This is a genomic window from Methanofastidiosum sp. (assembly GCA_035362715.1).
In the GTDB taxonomy this organism is placed as follows: Archaea; Methanobacteriota_B; Thermococci; order Methanofastidiosales; family Methanofastidiosaceae; genus Methanofastidiosum.
This window is the reverse complement of the sequence record DAOSDU010000010.1, coordinates 1-15,275: the sequence shown is the minus strand read 5'-3', so window position 1 is coordinate 15,275 and position 15,275 is coordinate 1. Positions and strand designations below refer to the sequence as shown.

The window sequence follows — 15,275 nt, the reverse complement described above, 5'->3', positions numbered from 1 at the left end:
CTTCAAATGGTTTCAACGAGATTTTTTAAATTGTCCAATTTTGTGGACAGCATGCCCAAAGCTTCTGAAACTAAATCATTGACTTTCATATTCTCATAAGATTCAACAAAGAATATAAATGCGTCATTCTCATAAGATATTTTAATTACGTTTTGCTCACAGGCTTCTTCGCAAGCCCTACACATAGTACATTCGTAAATATCTTTTACTTTAATTTGGTCTTTTTCTTTATAAAGAATCTCTTTAGGACATTTAGGAACGCATTCTTCACAAAAGTCACATTTATCTAAGTTAAATTCAATTTTAGGAACATATTTGTATGCGGCATTGGCTATTTGCCATTTAGCATGATCCTCTGCAGTTCCAATTCTAGCAAATGCATCAAACTTTAATTCCTGACCTTCCCCAAGTTTAGTAATTGGGATATCTTCAAGCATTGGATAAATATCCGGATCCCCAGATACCAAATCCCTTGAGTAAACAGTACATGGTCCTGATTTATGAAGAGATAAAGTAACTGAGCATTTTTCGCATCCCTCTTTACATCCGCATTTCTCGGGAGTTATGTAAATTTCAGATGCATTGTTTAAAGGGATTAAACCAACTCTATGGGCTATTATTTCATCAAAAACTGGAGAATTATTTTTATAAAATTTAAGATAGTCAACCGCCATAGAGGGCATTTCTGAAATAAATATACGCCTCAATGCATTAACTAATGGTACAGAAACTCCTCTGACCAAAAATCTTAATTCTCTATCGTCTTTTTTGAAAATTTCTATTTCCATTATACTCTTCTACCTCTCTTGCCCCCTTTGGCTCTTGTACCGTCATGGGGTATAGGCGTAGCATCCTCAATTTTACCAATTCTTAACCCTGCTCTAGTAAGTGCTCTGATAGTTGCTTGGGCCCCTCTCCCCGGAGTCTTTGCCTTGTTTCCTCCTGGAGCTCTAACCTTAATGTGAACTGCTACTACACCTTTCTCTATAGCCTCTTCAGCTGCCTTTGCTGCTGCTTTCATTGCAGCATAAGGAGAGGATTCATCTTTTCCAGTTTTTACTATCATTCCACCTGTAACTCTGCTTATAGTTTCAGCACCTGTTAAATCGGTGATGTGAATAAGAGTATTGTTATACGAAGCGTATATGTGGGCTACTCCCCATCTTCCCCCTTCTTTTGGCATTTAATTACCCTCCTCAATTACTGTTTTTTTCGGAACTTCTGGATGACTTGGATCATTTAATGATGATCTAACTGCATATCCAATTGAATTTTCAATTGCTTTAGGAACTAAATAGCTTGGAATTGATACTTTGGCACCGTTTAACATGATATGTTTATGAACTATAAACTGTCTCGCCTGTTTTGGTGTTTTTGCTAGTCCTTTCCTTAGTACAAGTGATTGTAATCTTCTGTCAAGAATATCTTCTAAAGACAATGTCAATACTTCTTCTAATGTTGACTCTTCTTTCAATATACCATACTTCTGAAGCATTGTTATAAGGTCAGTAGTCTGCCTTTTTGACGCTTCATCATGACTAGCCAATAATGCTCTTGCCTGCCTTCTTACATTTCTAAGAAAACTCAAAGCTTTCCATATCTCTTTTTTATTGGCAAGTCCGTATTTTTTCATCAATACGTTTTCAGAATCAATTCTATCTTTTTGCCATGGATGTGATGGTTTATCATATTTACGTCTGATTTTTTTTGGATCTCCCACTTAAATCACCTTGTAGCTTTCTTTCTCTGGACGCCTAATGAGGTTCCTTTTCTAAAAGAGGATTTTGTTCTTTGTCCTCTCACAGGAAGCCCAAGTTGATGCCTGACACCCTTGTAACTCTTCATCTTTTTCATCCTGTTTAGGTCTTCCCTCAATGACATTAATAATTTTGGTCCAACGACATGAACATTCTCGCCGGTCTCATAATCCTTTCTCCTATTTACAAGCCATACGGGAATACCATTATTTATAGGATTCTCAATTATCGTCTCAATTATCTTTATTTTTTCTGGTGGTATATTTCCTACCTTAGTTTTGGGAGATATACCTGCCACTTGGGCTACAGCCCTAGCCATAACTGGTCCGACACCTCTTATTTTCAATACACCAACTTCAAAGATGTCGTTTCCCATTATGTTTGTACCTAGTACACGAACAATACCTTTTACTTCTTCATCCATATAATCACCATAGCGCCGGGGATGGGATTTGAACCCATGCACTCCAGAGGAGAACGGGCTTTCCAGGCCCGCGCCGTACCAAGCTCAGCAACCCCGGCTATGAAGCAAATATAATATTATACCCATATTTCTTCTTTATATTCACCTTTTCAAAGCTTTTTTCTAATCTCTCTTTTATAATATTTACGCCTTTTCGTATTACAAGTTGTAGATTTCCACCTTCATATAAATGTTTTGGTGCTTCGTCTATCATAAGCCCAACTAGGTCCATCCCCGATGATACCGGTGGATTTGTCAATATAACATTAAACTTATCAAGGTCTTCATAAAGGTTTCCTTGACTTGCTGATGCGTTCTTTATATTATTGAGCTTTATATTCCTTTTTGTGAGATAGACGGCTCTTTTATTTATGTCTCTCATATGAACTTCCGAAACATAGGAAGATGCAACAATCCCTATTACTCCATATCCACATCCCATATCAAGTACTTTGTGACTTTTGTCCAAGTCCATTAGTTCGCATAAGGCCATAGTACCTTTATCTACTCTCTTTGAAGAAAATACGCCTGGTGCTATGTCAAATTGATACATTTTACCCAGTATCATCTCTGAAATTCTTGCTATTTTCAATGGTGCTGTTACATCTTCAGAGTAATAGTGCGGCATTTAGTTCCACGTCCTTGGATAGGTTCCTGTTTCCATGAGCACTGTTAAGGGTTTTGCAACAATGTCTTTGTCTTTTTTTAATGCTTCTTCTGAAGTCATTTCAGCCTCTGAAACTGCAATAGCTTCATTTTTAAGTGAGAGTATAGCGACTGTATCTCCTTTTGAGATCCCACTTTGAAGCTTAGATACTCCAGGAGCAGTAAGCATTGCCCCTTGGCATAGTGCTTCCACTGCAGTATCCTTAATCCAAATCTTTTTTAATGGTTCAAGTACAATTTCATAAGGCACTATACACTTCTTCAGGATGTCCTCGTTATTTTCTTCTATGGAGAAAACTTTTGCATCGAGAAGATCTTGGAGTCTTATTGTAGATTCCTCTCCAAACACTCCCGTTTTAGTCCTTCTGAGTTCTTCCATGCTTGCTCCACATCCCAATGAGAGCCCCATGTCATAACAAAGCTTTCTTATGTAAGTTCCAGCGTCACAACCAACTCTCATGAGCACGTCTTTTTTTTCTATCTCAATCGGCGTTAGATAATGAATTCTCCTATTTCTAACCCTTCTCTTGACGGCACTTTTAACGGGTGGTTTCTGATATAGAACCCCCTCGTATTCTTTTAATACTCTCATAAGATCATTTTTTGGAACGTCCTTTTGAAGATGAAGTGTGCAAATATATTCCTTATTAGAGGTCATTAAAAGTTTTACAAGTTTTGTTGCCTTCCCAAGTGTCACAGGTAATACTCCTGAAACGTTAGGATCAAGTGTTCCTGAATGACCCGCTTTGGATATGCCAAGAATTTTCTTTACCCAAGAAGTAACCTCATGCGAGGTAGGTCCCCTAGGTTTATCTATATTGACAATCCCCTTTTGCAAAAGTTCATTTAGATTTCGGTCTTCTGGTCTTTTTCCATACCTAGAACTTGTCTTGTCCTTTGATTTGTATAATATGTCTCCATCGGACCCGTTCAACTGTACCCCTCTACCTTGGCCTTTTGTATGGCCTCCTTAAGGGTATCGTCAGACGCGCCTTTTTCAACATTAATTTTTACGCCCCAAGGCTCAAGATGTTTTATATTGCATCTTCTCCTCTTAACGCCTGTTAACTCCTTTGGTCCGGAAACAACAACAAAATTTTTGTTTACAATTTCCACAATAACGCAGTTCTTATCTGCTTCTCTTCCTAAAAGTTTTGTACAAACTCTTCCTACTTCCATTGCCATTAAGTCACCTCCAATTTATACCCGGTCGCCCTTTGGTACCGGTGATATGTTATTTATGGCCGCAATTATGATCTGGCTTACTCCTTCAGCGCTCAATATGAGTGAGTTAATCACAAGATCATATGAAGCCAGATTAGATATATCCACATTATAAATCTTTTTATATCTACTTATCTCACTTTTTTCTCTTTTTTCCGTATCTTTAAATACCACATCATAAGAGAGATTTTCCCTTTGAGATATTCGTCTTACCCTCTCTTCAAAAGGAGCGGTAATCCAAACACTCAAATCAGGCACGATCATAAATCTTGCCATTCTCCCTTCAAGTATTATATTATCCTTATTTCCTAATTCCTTCTGTCTTCGATCTACTTCAATGTCAATTGAGTGATCTTTCTCAGCTAATCTAGAAAAATCCCCAAGAGACATACCTCTTTCTTTAGCAAGATTCCTAAAAATATCCCCAGTGTAGATGTGAACATATCGAAGCTCTGATGAAACAATTTTTGCTACAGTTGTTTTACCACTACCAGGGGGCCCTCCGATAGTCACACGCATTAAAGTTGTCCTCTTACGTCCTTTTTAATTAGGTCACTTGTGCAAGCAGGACAGAGAACTCCTCCAAATTTCCGCTCTGGTCTCTTTTTAGTTTTTGATAATCTTCGCATTTCGTAAGATCTCAAACCTCGTGGTACTCCGCCAAGAATAGCTCCACACTCACCACAGTGAGGCGTTCCAGTTCTCTTTTCTCTGTAATGTGTTACTACTTTTCCAGAGGGGGTTCTCACTTTTTTTCTTTTTAAAGATCTTGATCTATACATCGGTCTCGGCATAATTTCTCACCTCTAAGCCATTCCCATTATCTTTCTAAGTATATTTGATACTACTGAACTTGAAAATATATACCATCCAAGCCAGCCTAGCCAATCACCAGTCTGTAATTCAGCTGGACTACTCCTGTGAAACAGCTGCACAAGAAGTGTATCAAAAGGTAGTTTTACAACTACAGGATCTACAATATCTGCAGCAGGAGATTGTCTAAGCCAGGAAAAGAAGATAAATATCGGAATCATAGTTATATATAAGGGTTTAAATGACATTGTCATTAGTTTTTTTTGCATTTCGTCAATTCTACCTTTCCTTTTTTGAAGTTTTTTTATTTTGTTCTTATCGTTTGACTTCTGTGCATTAAGCATTTCTTTCTGAAATGATGTAGTTTCATCCCTCATCATTTTGAGTTCCTTTTGGTCTACAAGAAGCGCCTGAACTACTGTTAGGGTGGTTCCTATTACTATAGCTACCCCTAAGATAGCGTACATTGAACCATAGGCAAATAGCCATCCAAATGCTACGTCCAACGCCCTATATATGGGTTCTAATATGGCATCATATATACTCATTATTTCCACCTATCCTAAAAATTGCCTGAATGCGGGCATCATTTCACCCATTTGTTCCTTTGCTAGTTCCTCGTACATTCTATAGACTATACCTACTGTTAAAAGAATTCCTGTACCGGTACCAAGAGCGCCTGTGAAATCAGCAAATGCTGCAAGAAGTCCAACAAATATTCCCCCCATTAAGGTGATTGGAGGTATATACCGGTCAAGAACTTTTTCTAATATCCTAATGTCCCTTCTAAATCCGGGTATTTGCATTCCCGAGCCCTGAAGTTTTTTGGCAACTTCTCTTGGACCCATACCAGTTAGATCAATCCAAAGAACTGCAAACATAGCACATAGTCCTATGAATATTGGCAAATATATTAATGCCCTCAATGGTTCATTAATTAAGATTTCAATGCTTTGAGGAGGGGTCAGATAATAGATTAATCCACTCTTTGGACCCCCAAATTCATTAAATGTTCCTAGCCAATTGATTCCTCTGCTAGTTAAAATTCTAGCAAATAGTTGAACATTTGCAAATAATGCTGCTGCAAGAATGACAGGAATGTTAGAAGCGTATAAGAACTTTATTGGGTATCTCCCTCTTGCTCCTCGGAACTTACCATATGATAAAGGTATTTCTAATCTCATACCTTCGGCGTATACTACAATTGCGAATACAACTAGAGTGAAGAACACTTGAGTTATATCAGGAAGCAGGCCCCCTCTAATCCAAACAGGTTGCCCGTCTATAAATGATTTTATAAATGCAGGTATGGCCCCGATAAACTCATCAGGATTTATCGGCGACTTGGCAAAGCTGAATGCTTCCCACAATATTCTCTGAGAAACATTTGCTGCAATGAATAAAGAAATACCAGAACCAAATCCCCACTTTGTGACAACTTCGTCCATCATTAATACCAAAAGTCCACCTATAGCAAGTTGTACTACCATAAATCCTATCAAAAATGAACTCTCAGGCCTACCGAATGCACCACCTAATATCCATATTGCGGCTTCAAAAAAACATAGAAAAATTGCTAGAATTTTTTGAGTGCCTTGAAAAGTTGCTTTTCCTTTAGGAGATGAAAGATCAAATTTTATAATTTCTGACCCTGCTAGCAATTGCATTATAATTCCTGCGGTAACAACTGGCCCTATACCTAAGGTTAGAATCGAGCCGTTTTCTCCTGCCATAATGGCCCTAAGGCCTGCAAAATAATCAATCTGGCTTCCAGTTATCCCATAGACAGGTACCTCAGCAAGTATAAAGTAGATGAATAACATCAATCCACTCCAGATAAGCCTATTCTTTAGATTAATACGCTTTTTAGGTAATGTAACCTCAGGTAAAAATCTAAATATACTTTGCTGAAATCCTTCAATGGCCGCCATTAATTGTCACCTGTAATTACAGCTTCTCCTCCGGCAGATAAGATTTTTTCCTCTGCCTTTTTAGAGAATTCGTTTGCTGTTATAACATAAACTCCTTTAACGTTTCCTTTTCCGCATACTTTTTTAACGCCTAGTTTTGAAACATCAACGTATATTTTTCCATCCTTCTTTTCGGCAATGTTTTTATCGATTAAAGAGTTGAGCTTTTCTTCGATAGCTCCAACATTTATGAATGATGGATCTTTTCTTAAATAAGAATCTCTAGAAAATCCGTATGCTCCAATGTGGCCGGGCATTGTAATTATTGTTCTTGTCCATTTAGTTTTCTTTTTCTTACCGCTTCCAGCAAGTCCTCTTCCACCCCTATGACCTGAACCTCTTCTTTTCTTAGAGCAGCCACCGCCACATGTTCTAAATCCTCTCATTTTTGTACTCTTCTTTTTTACTCTGATCATCTTAAAACACCTAAATCATTTTTTGAATAAGGCTGTTGATTTCAATATCTCTTGCACCTAGAGTTCCACCTAATGTATATGGTTTCTTTGTTGCTTCATATCCACTGTGAGGAGGATGAAGCCTGAATACCTTTTTCAAATTAAGGTCAGAAAGTTCATTTTTAAACTCTAAGAAATCTTTACAAAAAGTAGCTAAATCTTTTCCCGTCTTTTCCTTAACATACTCCTCAGTAATTCGAATATCCCCCTCTAATCTTCCCCACTTAATTATGAGTTTAGATAGAGTGGTTGTGTCAATCGGTCCGTATGTAACATAATCTTTAACTTTTTGTAACATTCCTGCAAAAGACTCCCTATCGTCTATTATAACGCAGTGATTTGCCTTAGTTAAATTAAGCATTTTTAGGGTGTCCTGTACGTCTTTTCTTACGTCCACCCTTCCTCTTACTCTTACAACAGCTAATCTGTTCATAATCTCACCTAATTAGTATTTCCTGTGACAATACCTATGACCTTAATGTCTCTCTCTTGTGCACTCATTGTGTTTGTTTGGTAGAGCGCGTCCATTACTGCGTTCGCAAAGTTAACTGTTGTCTGTGTCTGGCCATCGGTTTTTGACCATGCATCTTTTATTCCTGCAAGAGATAGGATCTTCTTACCGACTCCACCTACTGCAAGGCCCAAACCGTTTGGGGCAGGTATTAACGTTACTGTGACACTACTTGCCTTGCCAGTTACTCTAAATGGAACTGTGTGAGCTGTACCGCATTTGCATTCCCAACTGCCACATCCTCTCTTCACTTGGATAACATTAAGTTTGGCATTATTGATTGCTTTTCTAATTGCAGGACCAACTTCTTTTGCTTTGGCCTTACCGATTCCAACGTAACCATTTCTGTTACCTATAACAACCATTACTGAAAATCTGACTTTTCTTCCAGAGTCGGTCATTCTCTGAACCATATTAATGTTTAGGACTTCCTGATTATTCTGATCTGTAACTTCTGGTAGTAATACATCTACTATCTCAGGCTCCATTATTCTAAGGCCCTTATTTAATATCTGTGAAATATCAGTAATTTCTCCGTTTGCTACCATTTTGCCAAGCTTTGTCTTGGGATTCCACCTATTTCCCATAGATTTTCTTTCTTCCTCAAGTCTTTTCTTCTCAGCAATAGATAGTTTCTTTATAACTTCTTCTTCAGAGGTTGTATCTTTAATAACGACATCTTCAGCACTTTCATCTTCCAGGGGAGTTTCTTCTAATGCATCTTCTTCGGGGATGTCTTCAACTATTTCACTTGGTTCTTCAATTATCTCTTTGGCCTCAAGGGTCTCTAATGGCTCTTCCTTTACTTCCTCAACAGGTTCTTCGATGATTTCTTTTTTCTTTCTTGGCATTATATACACCTCATAGTTTGTCTATTTTAGTTTTAATCTCTTCAAACATCCCTGGCATTTTTGAAGGATCAGTTTTATTTTTCAAATAATTAGAAAAATTCTTCTCTTTTAGAGATTCGTCAAGACCTTCATAGTATGAGGAGATGTCCTCTCCCTTTAATCTGTTTTCTGGAGGGAATATACTTTCATCTACGTTAACGTTACATCCTGAGTCAACGAATCCTTTCAAAGCTGCGTAGTTCCTTCCACCTTTTATGGATCTTTGAAGGCCTATGTCTAGTATGAATTCATCTGCAATCTTTTTAGCCCTTTTGCCACAAAGGTATCCCGTAAGATATGCTGCTGGTGTGTTACCGCAGTGGAAGTTCCATCCCATATCTCTTAATTCCTTTGAGAAGGCTGTTGTAAGAGTTTTATCGCCTTCAAATGTAGAACTTACAATTTGAATTAATATATTATTTAGTGATTTTCTTATTACGACCCTATTCTTTCCAGATTTGACTAAGGCGAGCCTTCTCCTATAGTTAGTCTTACCATCCCTTCTTCTCTTAAAAGGTACTCTTGATCTTGGTCCAGTTGCCATTGCTTCACCTCTTCCTCTTTTCTGATACAAGGCCGTGTTCTTTTATGTAATTACTCATATATGAAACACTTCTAAAAGCTCCACCTTTAGCCATCCTATAAAGTTTTCTGTATGAACTTTTATCAATATTTTTGGATTCTCTTAGCTCGATCAAAGTTCTTCTTAATGGTCTTATTGTATTAATCCATCTCCTCTTTTTAGGATATCTCGCAGTGGCTTTCCCTTTTCGGGATCCAAATCCACTCATTCTTCCTTTCTTTCTTTTGACGTGTCTTTCTCTTGCTCTATGTCTTGATATGCCTGCTTCCTGTTTCTTCTTAATCTTGCCGCTATCGATTAATTTTCTAACGTCTTCTCTAGTAATTGCCATAGAAATCTCAGATGCGCTGTTACCGTCAACCCAAACTCTACCTTCACCGCATTTTAATAACTGTGATGCAAGTCTTTTCTGAACTTTTAGATCCATGCGATCATTCCTCCACCAATATACCGGCATCTTCTGCCTTTCTCACTATATCAGACCTTGTGTCGCTATCAATACTAAGTGGAACTATTAATTTCTGGATATGATCTTTAATATGTTCAATAGCATCAAACTCTTCTACTGAGGTAACTTTTACATGTGTCAAGGATGGATTTGCTATTTTAAGATTAGATTTAGCAGCTTTCTTGACTATCTCAATCTTCTTTTTGTTTCCAACAGCCGCATTAATTCTAATTATGACATTTTTTAGGCCATCAATTTGTCCTGGATTTGTAATCATGACCTCTTCCAAGCCAGACGCATGTCTGCCTCTGACTTCTTTTGGCCCCCTGTATCCAACTGAAACTAGAGGTTGCTTTCCGCTTCTTTTCATTCTCATCTTGTTATCTTTACCTCTAGGTTTTCTCCATTTAGGATCATTCTTAAAGGATATATGTTTCCATGTTTCAGTTCTTAGAAATTTTGGCCTCTTGCTATTAAGCTTTTTTCTCACTCTTAATAATCGTGAACTCATTTCATCTCACCTATATTGGGACTCCATCCCTTTCAAGTAAATAAATACCATCCTGAAATACTCTTGGGTCTCTTTTTCTTACCCTTGTAGCAAGCTCTATATTGGCTGCAGTTTGACCAACTTCTTCCAAGTTAATACCATTTACAGTAACAAATTCACCGGAAACTTTTACCGCTACATTACCAAAAATATTTGCTTTTCTAGGGCTTTTTTCACCAAGGAAATTTGAAATCACTAGCTGCTTTCCATCTAATTTAACATTCATTGGAAAATGTGCATATATAATTTTCATCTTGTATTCAAATCCTTCTGAAACTCCTTTTATCATATTTCTTAGATGCGAACTGATGGTACCTATCATAGCCTTTTCTTTCTTGTATGCGTGGAGCATTGCGACTCTAATTTGTTTATCGCCTTCGATTTTCTCCATTTTAAGGTTCTTTAAGTGAAAATCTCTCTCCAACTTACCTTTTGGCCCCTCTACACTAACTCTTGCCCCATCTATTGTAACTTTTACAGATTCTGGGATATCAATAAACCATTCGACATGTTGTACCATAAACATCACCTAGTAAACATAAGCTAATAGAATGCCTCCAATGTTTTGCTCTTTGGCCTTCTTGTGGGACATTACTCCGTTTGGAGTTGACATTATTAATATTCCAAACTCCTTTGCAGGGAGATATCTCATTTCCCAATCCTCAAGTTCATTATTCTTTGCGGGGGTTCTTGGTTTTATAACACCGCACTTATTTATAGCCCCCATTAATTCAACTTTAAATAGGCCGTTCTTACCATCGTCTATAAACTCAAATGCTCCTATGTACCCCCATTTCTGCATAATTCTTAGGATATTGCCCATAAGTTTTGATGCGGGGATAACGCAATCGGGCTTTCTAGCATTTTCATAATTATAAATATTTGAAAGTGCGTCGGCCAAAGGATCTATTTTCATCTTTAATCACCTAATGATATTTTTTGAAGCCAATTTTTCTGGCAACTTCTCTAAAGCAGCGCCTGCAAACCATAAGATTATATCTTCGAATGACTGCACGGTGGGTACCGCAGCGTCTGCATGTTCTTGAGCCTACTCCAAACTTTTTATTCATATAATGTTCACCCCAAACTCCTGCTTAGCGAACAGTATCCCTTCTTCTTTGGTCAACTGATGCCTTATGGGTACGTGGCTCTTTTTAATTCTTCTCTCTTTTACTCTAAGTCCTCTCTTTTGAAGATTTACACATACATCCATTCCGAAGATTCCGACTTCAGGGTCGTATTGAACATCAGGAAGATCTATGTGTTCTTTTATGCCAAAAGAGAAATTACCGCGATTATCAAAACTTCTTTCCTTTAGATTAAATTCCACTGCTTCTAGTGTTCTCATAAGGAATTTACTAGCCTTTTCCCTTCTAAGAGTAACAGAAACTGCAATAGGTTCATCTTTTCTAATTGCAAATTCTTTATTGGTTTGTCTGGCATTATTTCTAATAGGTGCCTGACCGGTAAGAAATTCAAGAAGTGCCCTAGCTTTTTCTAGTTTTTCTCCTGATTCCCCTACCCCCATATTGACAGTTACTTTTGATAGGTATGGTTTTCTCATAGGATTTTCCCAATTTTTTAGTATCTCTTCCATGTTTGCCAGCCTCACTCAAGTTTAATTATGGGAGAATCTTTTCCAACGACAAGCACATAATCTTTCAATGTCTGAAACTTGTCATTTCCTGATTCTAATAATACTGCATCTTTATATATTCCAAATGGAGTTATCTTTGAAATCTTACCTATCCTTGAAACGTTTTTACCTTTAATGACTAGTCCAATGTAACCTTCTTTAAATTCGAGTGAATCTACAATTTTCATATCAGGAACTTTCATTACTAATGTTGAAGATGTTTTATATCCTTCTTCAGACAGCAAGTTCGTTCCATCGTGGAGATTCAATTGAACTTTTTTTCCTGTAACAATCGTCTTATTAACCAATTTGAAGAGTTTAGTATTCTTTTCAGACTCATCTATCTTAAGAAGATTTACGGACCCTTTCTTGTCAAACAATACTCGGAAATATTCCTTTGTTTTGGGAATTTCTATAACGTCCATAATACCTACAGGAAAACTGGAATCTTTAATTGGCCTTCCATTTACAAGAACATCACCGTTGTGTAGGATAAAATTTACCTCTTTCCTATTTGTGGCGTGCCCAAGATAATCTCTAAGTAAGATTGTAATCGGAATTGACACCTCTTTGGAATGAGGGCCTGGAATAGGTTTTACGGTCCATTCCTTAACTTTTCTCTCGATTCTCCAATTTTTTGGAGCAAATAATCTTTTTAATGATCTTCTCTGTCCTTTTCTCCCCACTTTACCACCTTATTCTCCCTTTCTCCCAATAGCTTTATCTCTCATCTCATCCTTTCTGTCAATATCAATAATCTCTAAATTTGAAGGGTGTATAGGATACTCAATTTTAGTTCCATCTGCCTTCTCTACAACTGCACCATCTACATATATCTTGATTGCTTTGAGATCTACCTTTGTTACTTCACCTTCGTGATCTTTGAAATCCCCTCTCATTACTCTGACCTTGTCACCTTTTCTTAATGGTAAGGATCTTGCTTCTACCTTATTTCTAAGGCTTGTGGCTAGGTGAGAAGACACTAAACTGTGTTTTTTATGGAGTGGCGCATTAAAGTGCCTTTTTCTCTGCTTTGATGGTTTTCCTGAGTATTTTTTAATCATTCTTATCCCCCTCTATACTATAATACTTGCAACGTTAGCAATTCTAACCCATTTTTCAACTGCTTCTTTTGCAACAGGGCCCCTTACTTCAGAGCCTTTTGGAACGCCGTCGTCACCAGTAATAACGGCTGCATTATCTTCAAATTTAATTCTTGTACCGTCTATTCTCTTGTATTCTTTTCTCTGCCTTATTATAACGGCAGGCAATACCTTCTTTTTGACATCTGGTCTGCCTTTTTTAACAGATACCATTACCATATCTCCAACACCGGCTTTTGGGTATCTTCTAGAGGTACCTTTGTAATTGATTACCGCAACAATTTCAAGTTCTTTTGCACCAGTATTATCGGCACAAACTAATCTTGTTTTAGTTGTGTGAAATCTGCCAGGCCTTACAGTTGACCTTCCACGAGTTGCTCCTGCACCTTTCGCCATCAGATCACCTCAACGACAACGAACTTTTTTGTCTTGCTTAATGGTCTGCATTCCATTATTTTCACATTGTCGCCTGTTTTAGCATTAATACAGTCGGGAATATGTGCTGAAATTCTTGTACTTCTCTTTTCAAATCTCTCGTATTTGTCGAGTTTTGTCATAAACTCTTTTTTAACGACGACTGTTTTATTCATCTTATCGCTTACAATCTTCCCTTCCATTAATTTGCCTCTGACAGGTAAAGTTCCGTGAAATGGACATTTTTCATTATTACAACTTTTTTTAGGTTCTTTTACATCGATGCCGATCATCACATCACATCCTCTTGATTCTTTCTTCTTCCTTCCCTATGAGTAAGTTACCATCAATTTTTTTATCGTTAATCATCAGGATTATACTATTTTTTATTAAGATTTTTACTCCATTTTCTGTCCTTACTTTTATCGTATTTTTTGTATCCTCAATGACCAATCCTTTAATACCAACTTCATATCTATTTGAGCTTTGGATTACCTCGACTTGTTTCCCCAAGAGTATTATGTGATTCATGAAACTACAATCATATCCTTACTAAATCCAAGGTCAATTAATATTTTTTTAACCTTGTTCTTGTGCTCCCCTTGAAGTTCAATCTTTCCGTCTTTTGAAGTTCCACCGCATGCACATTTTGTCTTTAGAGTTGTACACAGATCCTTAATGTCGATATTTGATGAATCAATTCCTTCAACGACCGTCATAAGTTTTCCAAATCTTCTTCTTTCGGTGAAAATGCGTATTTGTTGTTCTTCCCTAGCGATTTCTTCGCAGACGCAAAGATCTTTGGGAAGGCCACAAACTGCACAAATCTCACTCATTTTGCTTCTCCTTTTCAGCCTTTATTGTTTTTAATCTTGCTATAGTCCTTCTAAGCTCCCTTATCCTTCCAGGATTTTCTGGTGCGCTGCCTGTAGCAAGTAAAGACCTTTCCTTTGATAATTCGCTTTTAAGTTCATCTATATTATTTTCAATTTCTTCAACTGAAAGGTCTCTTATATCGTCTACTCTATATATTGCCATTATTATACACCTATTACTTAAACTTTATTTCATCTGGCAGTGATACGTCTTGAGGCATTATCTTGATTACAATTCCGATTATACCGAGTTTCTTCTTTGCAGGTGAATACCCAACTCTCACATGCTCTATAGCTGGATCTCCACATTTCTTTAGGTAACCTTCGGCAAATCTCATTGAACGAGCTCTTTCTCCACTGAGTTTTCCTGAAATCTTAATTTCAGCACCCTTTGCCCCAGACCTCATTATTCTTCTAAGGTAATTATAAGCTGCCCGTCTATAATGTTCTCCCCTCTCAATAGCACTTGCAAGCTGAAATGCCATTACATCTGCATTAAGGTCTGGATTTTCAATTTGCTGTACTTCGATCTGAGGATTCTCTAGATTAAAAGGAGGTCTTTCAAGTTGGTCTGTCAAATCTTTAATGGCCCTTCCTCTTTTTCCTATGACAATTCCGGGCTTCTGCACGAAAACTGTAACTCTAGTCCCAAGGGGATTTCTCTTGATATCCATCCCTGCATAGCCAGCTCTCTTTAGTGAATCTCCAAGGAATTCATCAATCGTTAAATTGGAAACACTTTCTTCTATAAATTTTCTCTCGATGGCCATTATCTCTCCTCCACAATTATCTCGACATTTGTAAGCTCCTTGTTATAGGGTGAAGCTCTTCCAAAAGCTCTTGGCATAAATCCTGGGATTACTCTGCCTCTGTAAGCAGATGCATGGATTATTCTTAGTTTTGTTGTGTTCAATCCC

The 15,275-nt window shown here is 37.5% G+C and carries 29 protein-coding genes, 1 tRNA gene and 1 pseudogene; all 31 read right to left on the bottom strand.

The features are described 5' to 3' along the window. Nucleotides 1–2: 2 nt before the first annotated feature. The 31 genes and pseudogenes from PLI06_07165 to PLI06_07015 all read right to left on the bottom strand — a co-directional run bounded on the left by PLI06_07165 (nucleotide 3) and on the right by PLI06_07015 (nucleotide 15,271). Nucleotides 3–788 carry a DNA-directed RNA polymerase subunit D gene (locus PLI06_07165; protein ID HOI77372.1) on the bottom strand — a complete coding sequence of 262 codons (786 nt, stop codon included), beginning with the start codon at nucleotides 786–788 and terminating at the stop codon, nucleotides 3–5. Beyond that, nucleotides 788–1,183, bottom strand: a complete 396-nt coding sequence (locus tag PLI06_07160; GenBank protein HOI77371.1) for a 30S ribosomal protein S11 — start codon at nucleotides 1,181–1,183, stop codon at nucleotides 788–790. The genes PLI06_07165 and PLI06_07160 overlap by 1 nt, the downstream gene beginning before the upstream one ends. After that, nucleotides 1,184–1,720, bottom strand: a complete 537-nt coding sequence (locus PLI06_07155) for a 30S ribosomal protein S4 (protein HOI77370.1) — start codon at nucleotides 1,718–1,720, stop codon at nucleotides 1,184–1,186. Between the two features lie 5 nt (nucleotides 1,721–1,725). Next, a complete protein-coding gene (locus PLI06_07150) occupies nucleotides 1,726–2,181 on the bottom strand; it encodes a 30S ribosomal protein S13 (protein ID HOI77369.1) in 456 nt (151 codons plus the stop codon). Nucleotides 2,182–2,194: 13 nt separating this feature from the next. After that, nucleotides 2,195–2,279: transfer RNA gene (locus PLI06_07145), tRNA-Ser, on the bottom strand. Next, nucleotides 2,279–2,848, bottom strand: a complete 570-nt coding sequence (locus tag PLI06_07140) for a methyltransferase (GenBank protein HOI77368.1) — start codon at nucleotides 2,846–2,848, stop codon at nucleotides 2,279–2,281. The genes PLI06_07145 and PLI06_07140 overlap by 1 nt, the downstream gene beginning before the upstream one ends. Further along, nucleotides 2,849–3,820, bottom strand: a complete 972-nt coding sequence (locus PLI06_07135) for an RNA-guided pseudouridylation complex pseudouridine synthase subunit Cbf5 (protein ID HOI77367.1) — start codon at nucleotides 3,818–3,820, stop codon at nucleotides 2,849–2,851. Beyond that, the gene (locus PLI06_07130; GenBank protein HOI77366.1) at nucleotides 3,817–4,071 is read right to left on the bottom strand and encodes a 50S ribosomal protein L14e; all 255 of its coding nucleotides are present in this window, start codon (nucleotides 4,069–4,071) and stop codon (nucleotides 3,817–3,819) included. Before PLI06_07130 ends, PLI06_07135 begins: the two co-directional genes overlap by 4 nt. Nucleotides 4,072–4,086: 15 nt before the next feature. Next, nucleotides 4,087–4,629, bottom strand: coding sequence for an AAA family ATPase (locus tag PLI06_07125; protein HOI77365.1), 543 nt, complete (start codon nucleotides 4,627–4,629; stop codon nucleotides 4,087–4,089). Next, nucleotides 4,629–4,904 carry a 50S ribosomal protein L34e gene (locus tag PLI06_07120; GenBank protein ID HOI77364.1) on the bottom strand — a complete coding sequence of 92 codons (276 nt, stop codon included), beginning with the start codon at nucleotides 4,902–4,904 and terminating at the stop codon, nucleotides 4,629–4,631. The genes PLI06_07125 and PLI06_07120 overlap by 1 nt, the downstream gene beginning before the upstream one ends. A gap of 12 nt (nucleotides 4,905–4,916) precedes the next feature. Further along, nucleotides 4,917–5,471, bottom strand: coding sequence for an EMC3/TMCO1 family protein (locus PLI06_07115; GenBank protein ID HOI77363.1), 555 nt, complete (start codon nucleotides 5,469–5,471; stop codon nucleotides 4,917–4,919). Between the two features lie 9 nt (nucleotides 5,472–5,480). Continuing rightward, complete coding sequence (gene secY / locus PLI06_07110; protein ID HOI77362.1) at nucleotides 5,481–6,854, bottom strand: preprotein translocase subunit SecY; 1,374 nt, start codon at nucleotides 6,852–6,854, stop codon at nucleotides 5,481–5,483. Further along, on the bottom strand, nucleotides 6,854–7,309 hold the full coding sequence (locus PLI06_07105; GenBank protein ID HOI77361.1) for an uL15 family ribosomal protein: 456 nt from the start codon (nucleotides 7,307–7,309) through the stop codon (nucleotides 6,854–6,856). Before PLI06_07105 ends, secY begins: the two co-directional genes overlap by 1 nt. A 10-nt stretch (nucleotides 7,310–7,319) precedes the next feature. Continuing rightward, nucleotides 7,320–7,781: a 50S ribosomal protein L30 gene (rpmD, locus tag PLI06_07100; GenBank protein HOI77360.1), complete on the bottom strand. Its 462-nt coding sequence runs from the start codon at nucleotides 7,779–7,781 to the stop codon at nucleotides 7,320–7,322. Nucleotides 7,782–7,789: 8 nt separating this feature from the next. Beyond that, nucleotides 7,790–8,446, bottom strand: a complete 657-nt coding sequence (locus tag PLI06_07095; protein HOI77359.1) for a 30S ribosomal protein S5 — start codon at nucleotides 8,444–8,446, stop codon at nucleotides 7,790–7,792. Between the two features lie 274 nt (nucleotides 8,447–8,720). Beyond that, a complete protein-coding gene (locus tag PLI06_07090; GenBank protein HOI77358.1) occupies nucleotides 8,721–9,293 on the bottom strand; it encodes a 50S ribosomal protein L18 in 573 nt (190 codons plus the stop codon). 4 nt (nucleotides 9,294–9,297) lie between these two features. Continuing rightward, the gene (locus tag PLI06_07085; GenBank protein ID HOI77357.1) at nucleotides 9,298–9,759 is read right to left on the bottom strand and encodes a 50S ribosomal protein L19e; all 462 of its coding nucleotides are present in this window, start codon (nucleotides 9,757–9,759) and stop codon (nucleotides 9,298–9,300) included. Nucleotides 9,760–9,919: 160 nt separating this feature from the next. Further along, nucleotides 9,920–10,291: pseudogene (locus PLI06_07080) on the bottom strand (50S ribosomal protein L32e). A 10-nt stretch (nucleotides 10,292–10,301) separates the two neighbouring features. Then, a complete protein-coding gene (locus PLI06_07075) occupies nucleotides 10,302–10,850 on the bottom strand; it encodes a 50S ribosomal protein L6 (GenBank protein ID HOI77356.1) in 549 nt (182 codons plus the stop codon). 9 nt (nucleotides 10,851–10,859) lie between these two features. Beyond that, entirely contained in the window at nucleotides 10,860–11,246 is a 387-nt protein-coding gene (locus PLI06_07070; protein HOI77355.1) for a 30S ribosomal protein S8, read from the bottom strand. A 10-nt stretch (nucleotides 11,247–11,256) separates the two neighbouring features. Then, nucleotides 11,257–11,400: a 30S ribosomal protein S14 gene (locus PLI06_07065; protein ID HOI77354.1), complete on the bottom strand. Its 144-nt coding sequence runs from the start codon at nucleotides 11,398–11,400 to the stop codon at nucleotides 11,257–11,259. After that, on the bottom strand, nucleotides 11,397–11,927 hold the full coding sequence (locus PLI06_07060; protein ID HOI77353.1) for a 50S ribosomal protein L5: 531 nt from the start codon (nucleotides 11,925–11,927) through the stop codon (nucleotides 11,397–11,399). The genes PLI06_07065 and PLI06_07060 overlap by 4 nt, the downstream gene beginning before the upstream one ends. A gap of 11 nt (nucleotides 11,928–11,938) precedes the next feature. Then, a complete protein-coding gene (locus tag PLI06_07055; GenBank protein HOI77352.1) occupies nucleotides 11,939–12,652 on the bottom strand; it encodes a 30S ribosomal protein S4e in 714 nt (237 codons plus the stop codon). A gap of 9 nt (nucleotides 12,653–12,661) precedes the next feature. Further along, a complete protein-coding gene (gene rplX / locus PLI06_07050; GenBank protein ID HOI77351.1) occupies nucleotides 12,662–13,030 on the bottom strand; it encodes a 50S ribosomal protein L24 in 369 nt (122 codons plus the stop codon). Between the two features lie 12 nt (nucleotides 13,031–13,042). Next, a complete protein-coding gene (locus PLI06_07045; GenBank protein ID HOI77350.1) occupies nucleotides 13,043–13,468 on the bottom strand; it encodes a 50S ribosomal protein L14 in 426 nt (141 codons plus the stop codon). Beyond that, complete coding sequence (locus PLI06_07040) at nucleotides 13,465–13,776, bottom strand: 30S ribosomal protein S17 (protein HOI77349.1); 312 nt, start codon at nucleotides 13,774–13,776, stop codon at nucleotides 13,465–13,467. Before PLI06_07040 ends, PLI06_07045 begins: the two co-directional genes overlap by 4 nt. Nucleotides 13,777–13,780: 4 nt before the next feature. Continuing rightward, nucleotides 13,781–14,014, bottom strand: a complete 234-nt coding sequence (locus PLI06_07035; GenBank protein ID HOI77348.1) for a ribonuclease P protein subunit — start codon at nucleotides 14,012–14,014, stop codon at nucleotides 13,781–13,783. Then, the gene (yciH, locus tag PLI06_07030; GenBank protein ID HOI77347.1) at nucleotides 14,011–14,319 is read right to left on the bottom strand and encodes a stress response translation initiation inhibitor YciH; all 309 of its coding nucleotides are present in this window, start codon (nucleotides 14,317–14,319) and stop codon (nucleotides 14,011–14,013) included. The genes PLI06_07035 and yciH overlap by 4 nt, the downstream gene beginning before the upstream one ends. Next, nucleotides 14,312–14,521, bottom strand: coding sequence for a 50S ribosomal protein L29 (gene rpmC / locus PLI06_07025; protein ID HOI77346.1), 210 nt, complete (start codon nucleotides 14,519–14,521; stop codon nucleotides 14,312–14,314). Before rpmC ends, yciH begins: the two co-directional genes overlap by 8 nt. 13 nt (nucleotides 14,522–14,534) lie before the next feature. Beyond that, nucleotides 14,535–15,128 carry a 30S ribosomal protein S3 gene (locus PLI06_07020; protein ID HOI77345.1) on the bottom strand — a complete coding sequence of 198 codons (594 nt, stop codon included), beginning with the start codon at nucleotides 15,126–15,128 and terminating at the stop codon, nucleotides 14,535–14,537. Next, entirely contained in the window at nucleotides 15,128–15,271 is a 144-nt protein-coding gene (locus PLI06_07015; protein HOI77344.1) for an uL22 family ribosomal protein, read from the bottom strand. The genes PLI06_07020 and PLI06_07015 overlap by 1 nt, the downstream gene beginning before the upstream one ends. Nucleotides 15,272–15,275: the final 4 nt, after the last annotated feature.

Coding starts and splice junctions, on each gene's coding strand:
- PLI06_07165 (HOI77372.1), bottom strand. CDS start 788: ATGGAAATAGAAATTTTCAAAAAAGACGATAGAGAATTAAGATTTTTG.
- PLI06_07160 (HOI77371.1), bottom strand. CDS start 1,183: ATGCCAAAAGAAGGGGGAAGATGGGGAGTAGCCCACATATACGCTTCG.
- PLI06_07150 (HOI77369.1), bottom strand. CDS start 2,181: ATGGATGAAGAAGTAAAAGGTATTGTTCGTGTACTAGGTACAAACATA.
- PLI06_07140 (HOI77368.1), bottom strand. CDS start 2,848: ATGCCGCACTATTACTCTGAAGATGTAACAGCACCATTGAAAATAGCA.
- PLI06_07130 (HOI77366.1), bottom strand. CDS start 4,071: ATGGCAATGGAAGTAGGAAGAGTTTGTACAAAACTTTTAGGAAGAGAA.
- PLI06_07125 (HOI77365.1), bottom strand. CDS start 4,629: ATGCGTGTGACTATCGGAGGGCCCCCTGGTAGTGGTAAAACAACTGTA.
- PLI06_07120 (HOI77364.1), bottom strand. CDS start 4,904: ATGCCGAGACCGATGTATAGATCAAGATCTTTAAAAAGAAAAAAAGTG.
- PLI06_07115 (HOI77363.1), bottom strand. CDS start 5,471: ATGAGTATATATGATGCCATATTAGAACCCATATATAGGGCGTTGGAC.
- secY (HOI77362.1), bottom strand. CDS start 6,854: ATGGCGGCCATTGAAGGATTTCAGCAAAGTATATTTAGATTTTTACCT.
- PLI06_07105 (HOI77361.1), bottom strand. CDS start 7,309: ATGATCAGAGTAAAAAAGAAGAGTACAAAAATGAGAGGATTTAGAACA.
- rpmD (HOI77360.1), bottom strand. CDS start 7,781: ATGAACAGATTAGCTGTTGTAAGAGTAAGAGGAAGGGTGGACGTAAGA.
- PLI06_07095 (HOI77359.1), bottom strand. CDS start 8,446: ATGGGAAATAGGTGGAATCCCAAGACAAAGCTTGGCAAAATGGTAGCA.
- PLI06_07090 (HOI77358.1), bottom strand. CDS start 9,293: ATGGCAACTGGACCAAGATCAAGAGTACCTTTTAAGAGAAGAAGGGAT.
- PLI06_07085 (HOI77357.1), bottom strand. CDS start 9,759: ATGGATCTAAAAGTTCAGAAAAGACTTGCATCACAGTTATTAAAATGC.
- PLI06_07075 (HOI77356.1), bottom strand. CDS start 10,850: ATGGTACAACATGTCGAATGGTTTATTGATATCCCAGAATCTGTAAAA.
- PLI06_07070 (HOI77355.1), bottom strand. CDS start 11,246: ATGAAAATAGATCCTTTGGCCGACGCACTTTCAAATATTTATAATTAT.
- PLI06_07065 (HOI77354.1), bottom strand. CDS start 11,400: ATGAATAAAAAGTTTGGAGTAGGCTCAAGAACATGCAGACGCTGCGGT.
- PLI06_07060 (HOI77353.1), bottom strand. CDS start 11,927: ATGGAAGAGATACTAAAAAATTGGGAAAATCCTATGAGAAAACCATAC.
- rplX (HOI77351.1), bottom strand. CDS start 13,030: ATGATTAAAAAATACTCAGGAAAACCATCAAAGCAGAGAAAAAGGCAC.
- PLI06_07040 (HOI77349.1), bottom strand. CDS start 13,776: ATGATCGGCATCGATGTAAAAGAACCTAAAAAAAGTTGTAATAATGAA.
- PLI06_07035 (HOI77348.1), bottom strand. CDS start 14,014: ATGAATCACATAATACTCTTGGGGAAACAAGTCGAGGTAATCCAAAGC.
- yciH (HOI77347.1), bottom strand. CDS start 14,319: ATGAGTGAGATTTGTGCAGTTTGTGGCCTTCCCAAAGATCTTTGCGTC.
- rpmC (HOI77346.1), bottom strand. CDS start 14,521: ATGGCAATATATAGAGTAGACGATATAAGAGACCTTTCAGTTGAAGAA.
- PLI06_07020 (HOI77345.1), bottom strand. CDS start 15,128: ATGGCCATCGAGAGAAAATTTATAGAAGAAAGTGTTTCCAATTTAACG.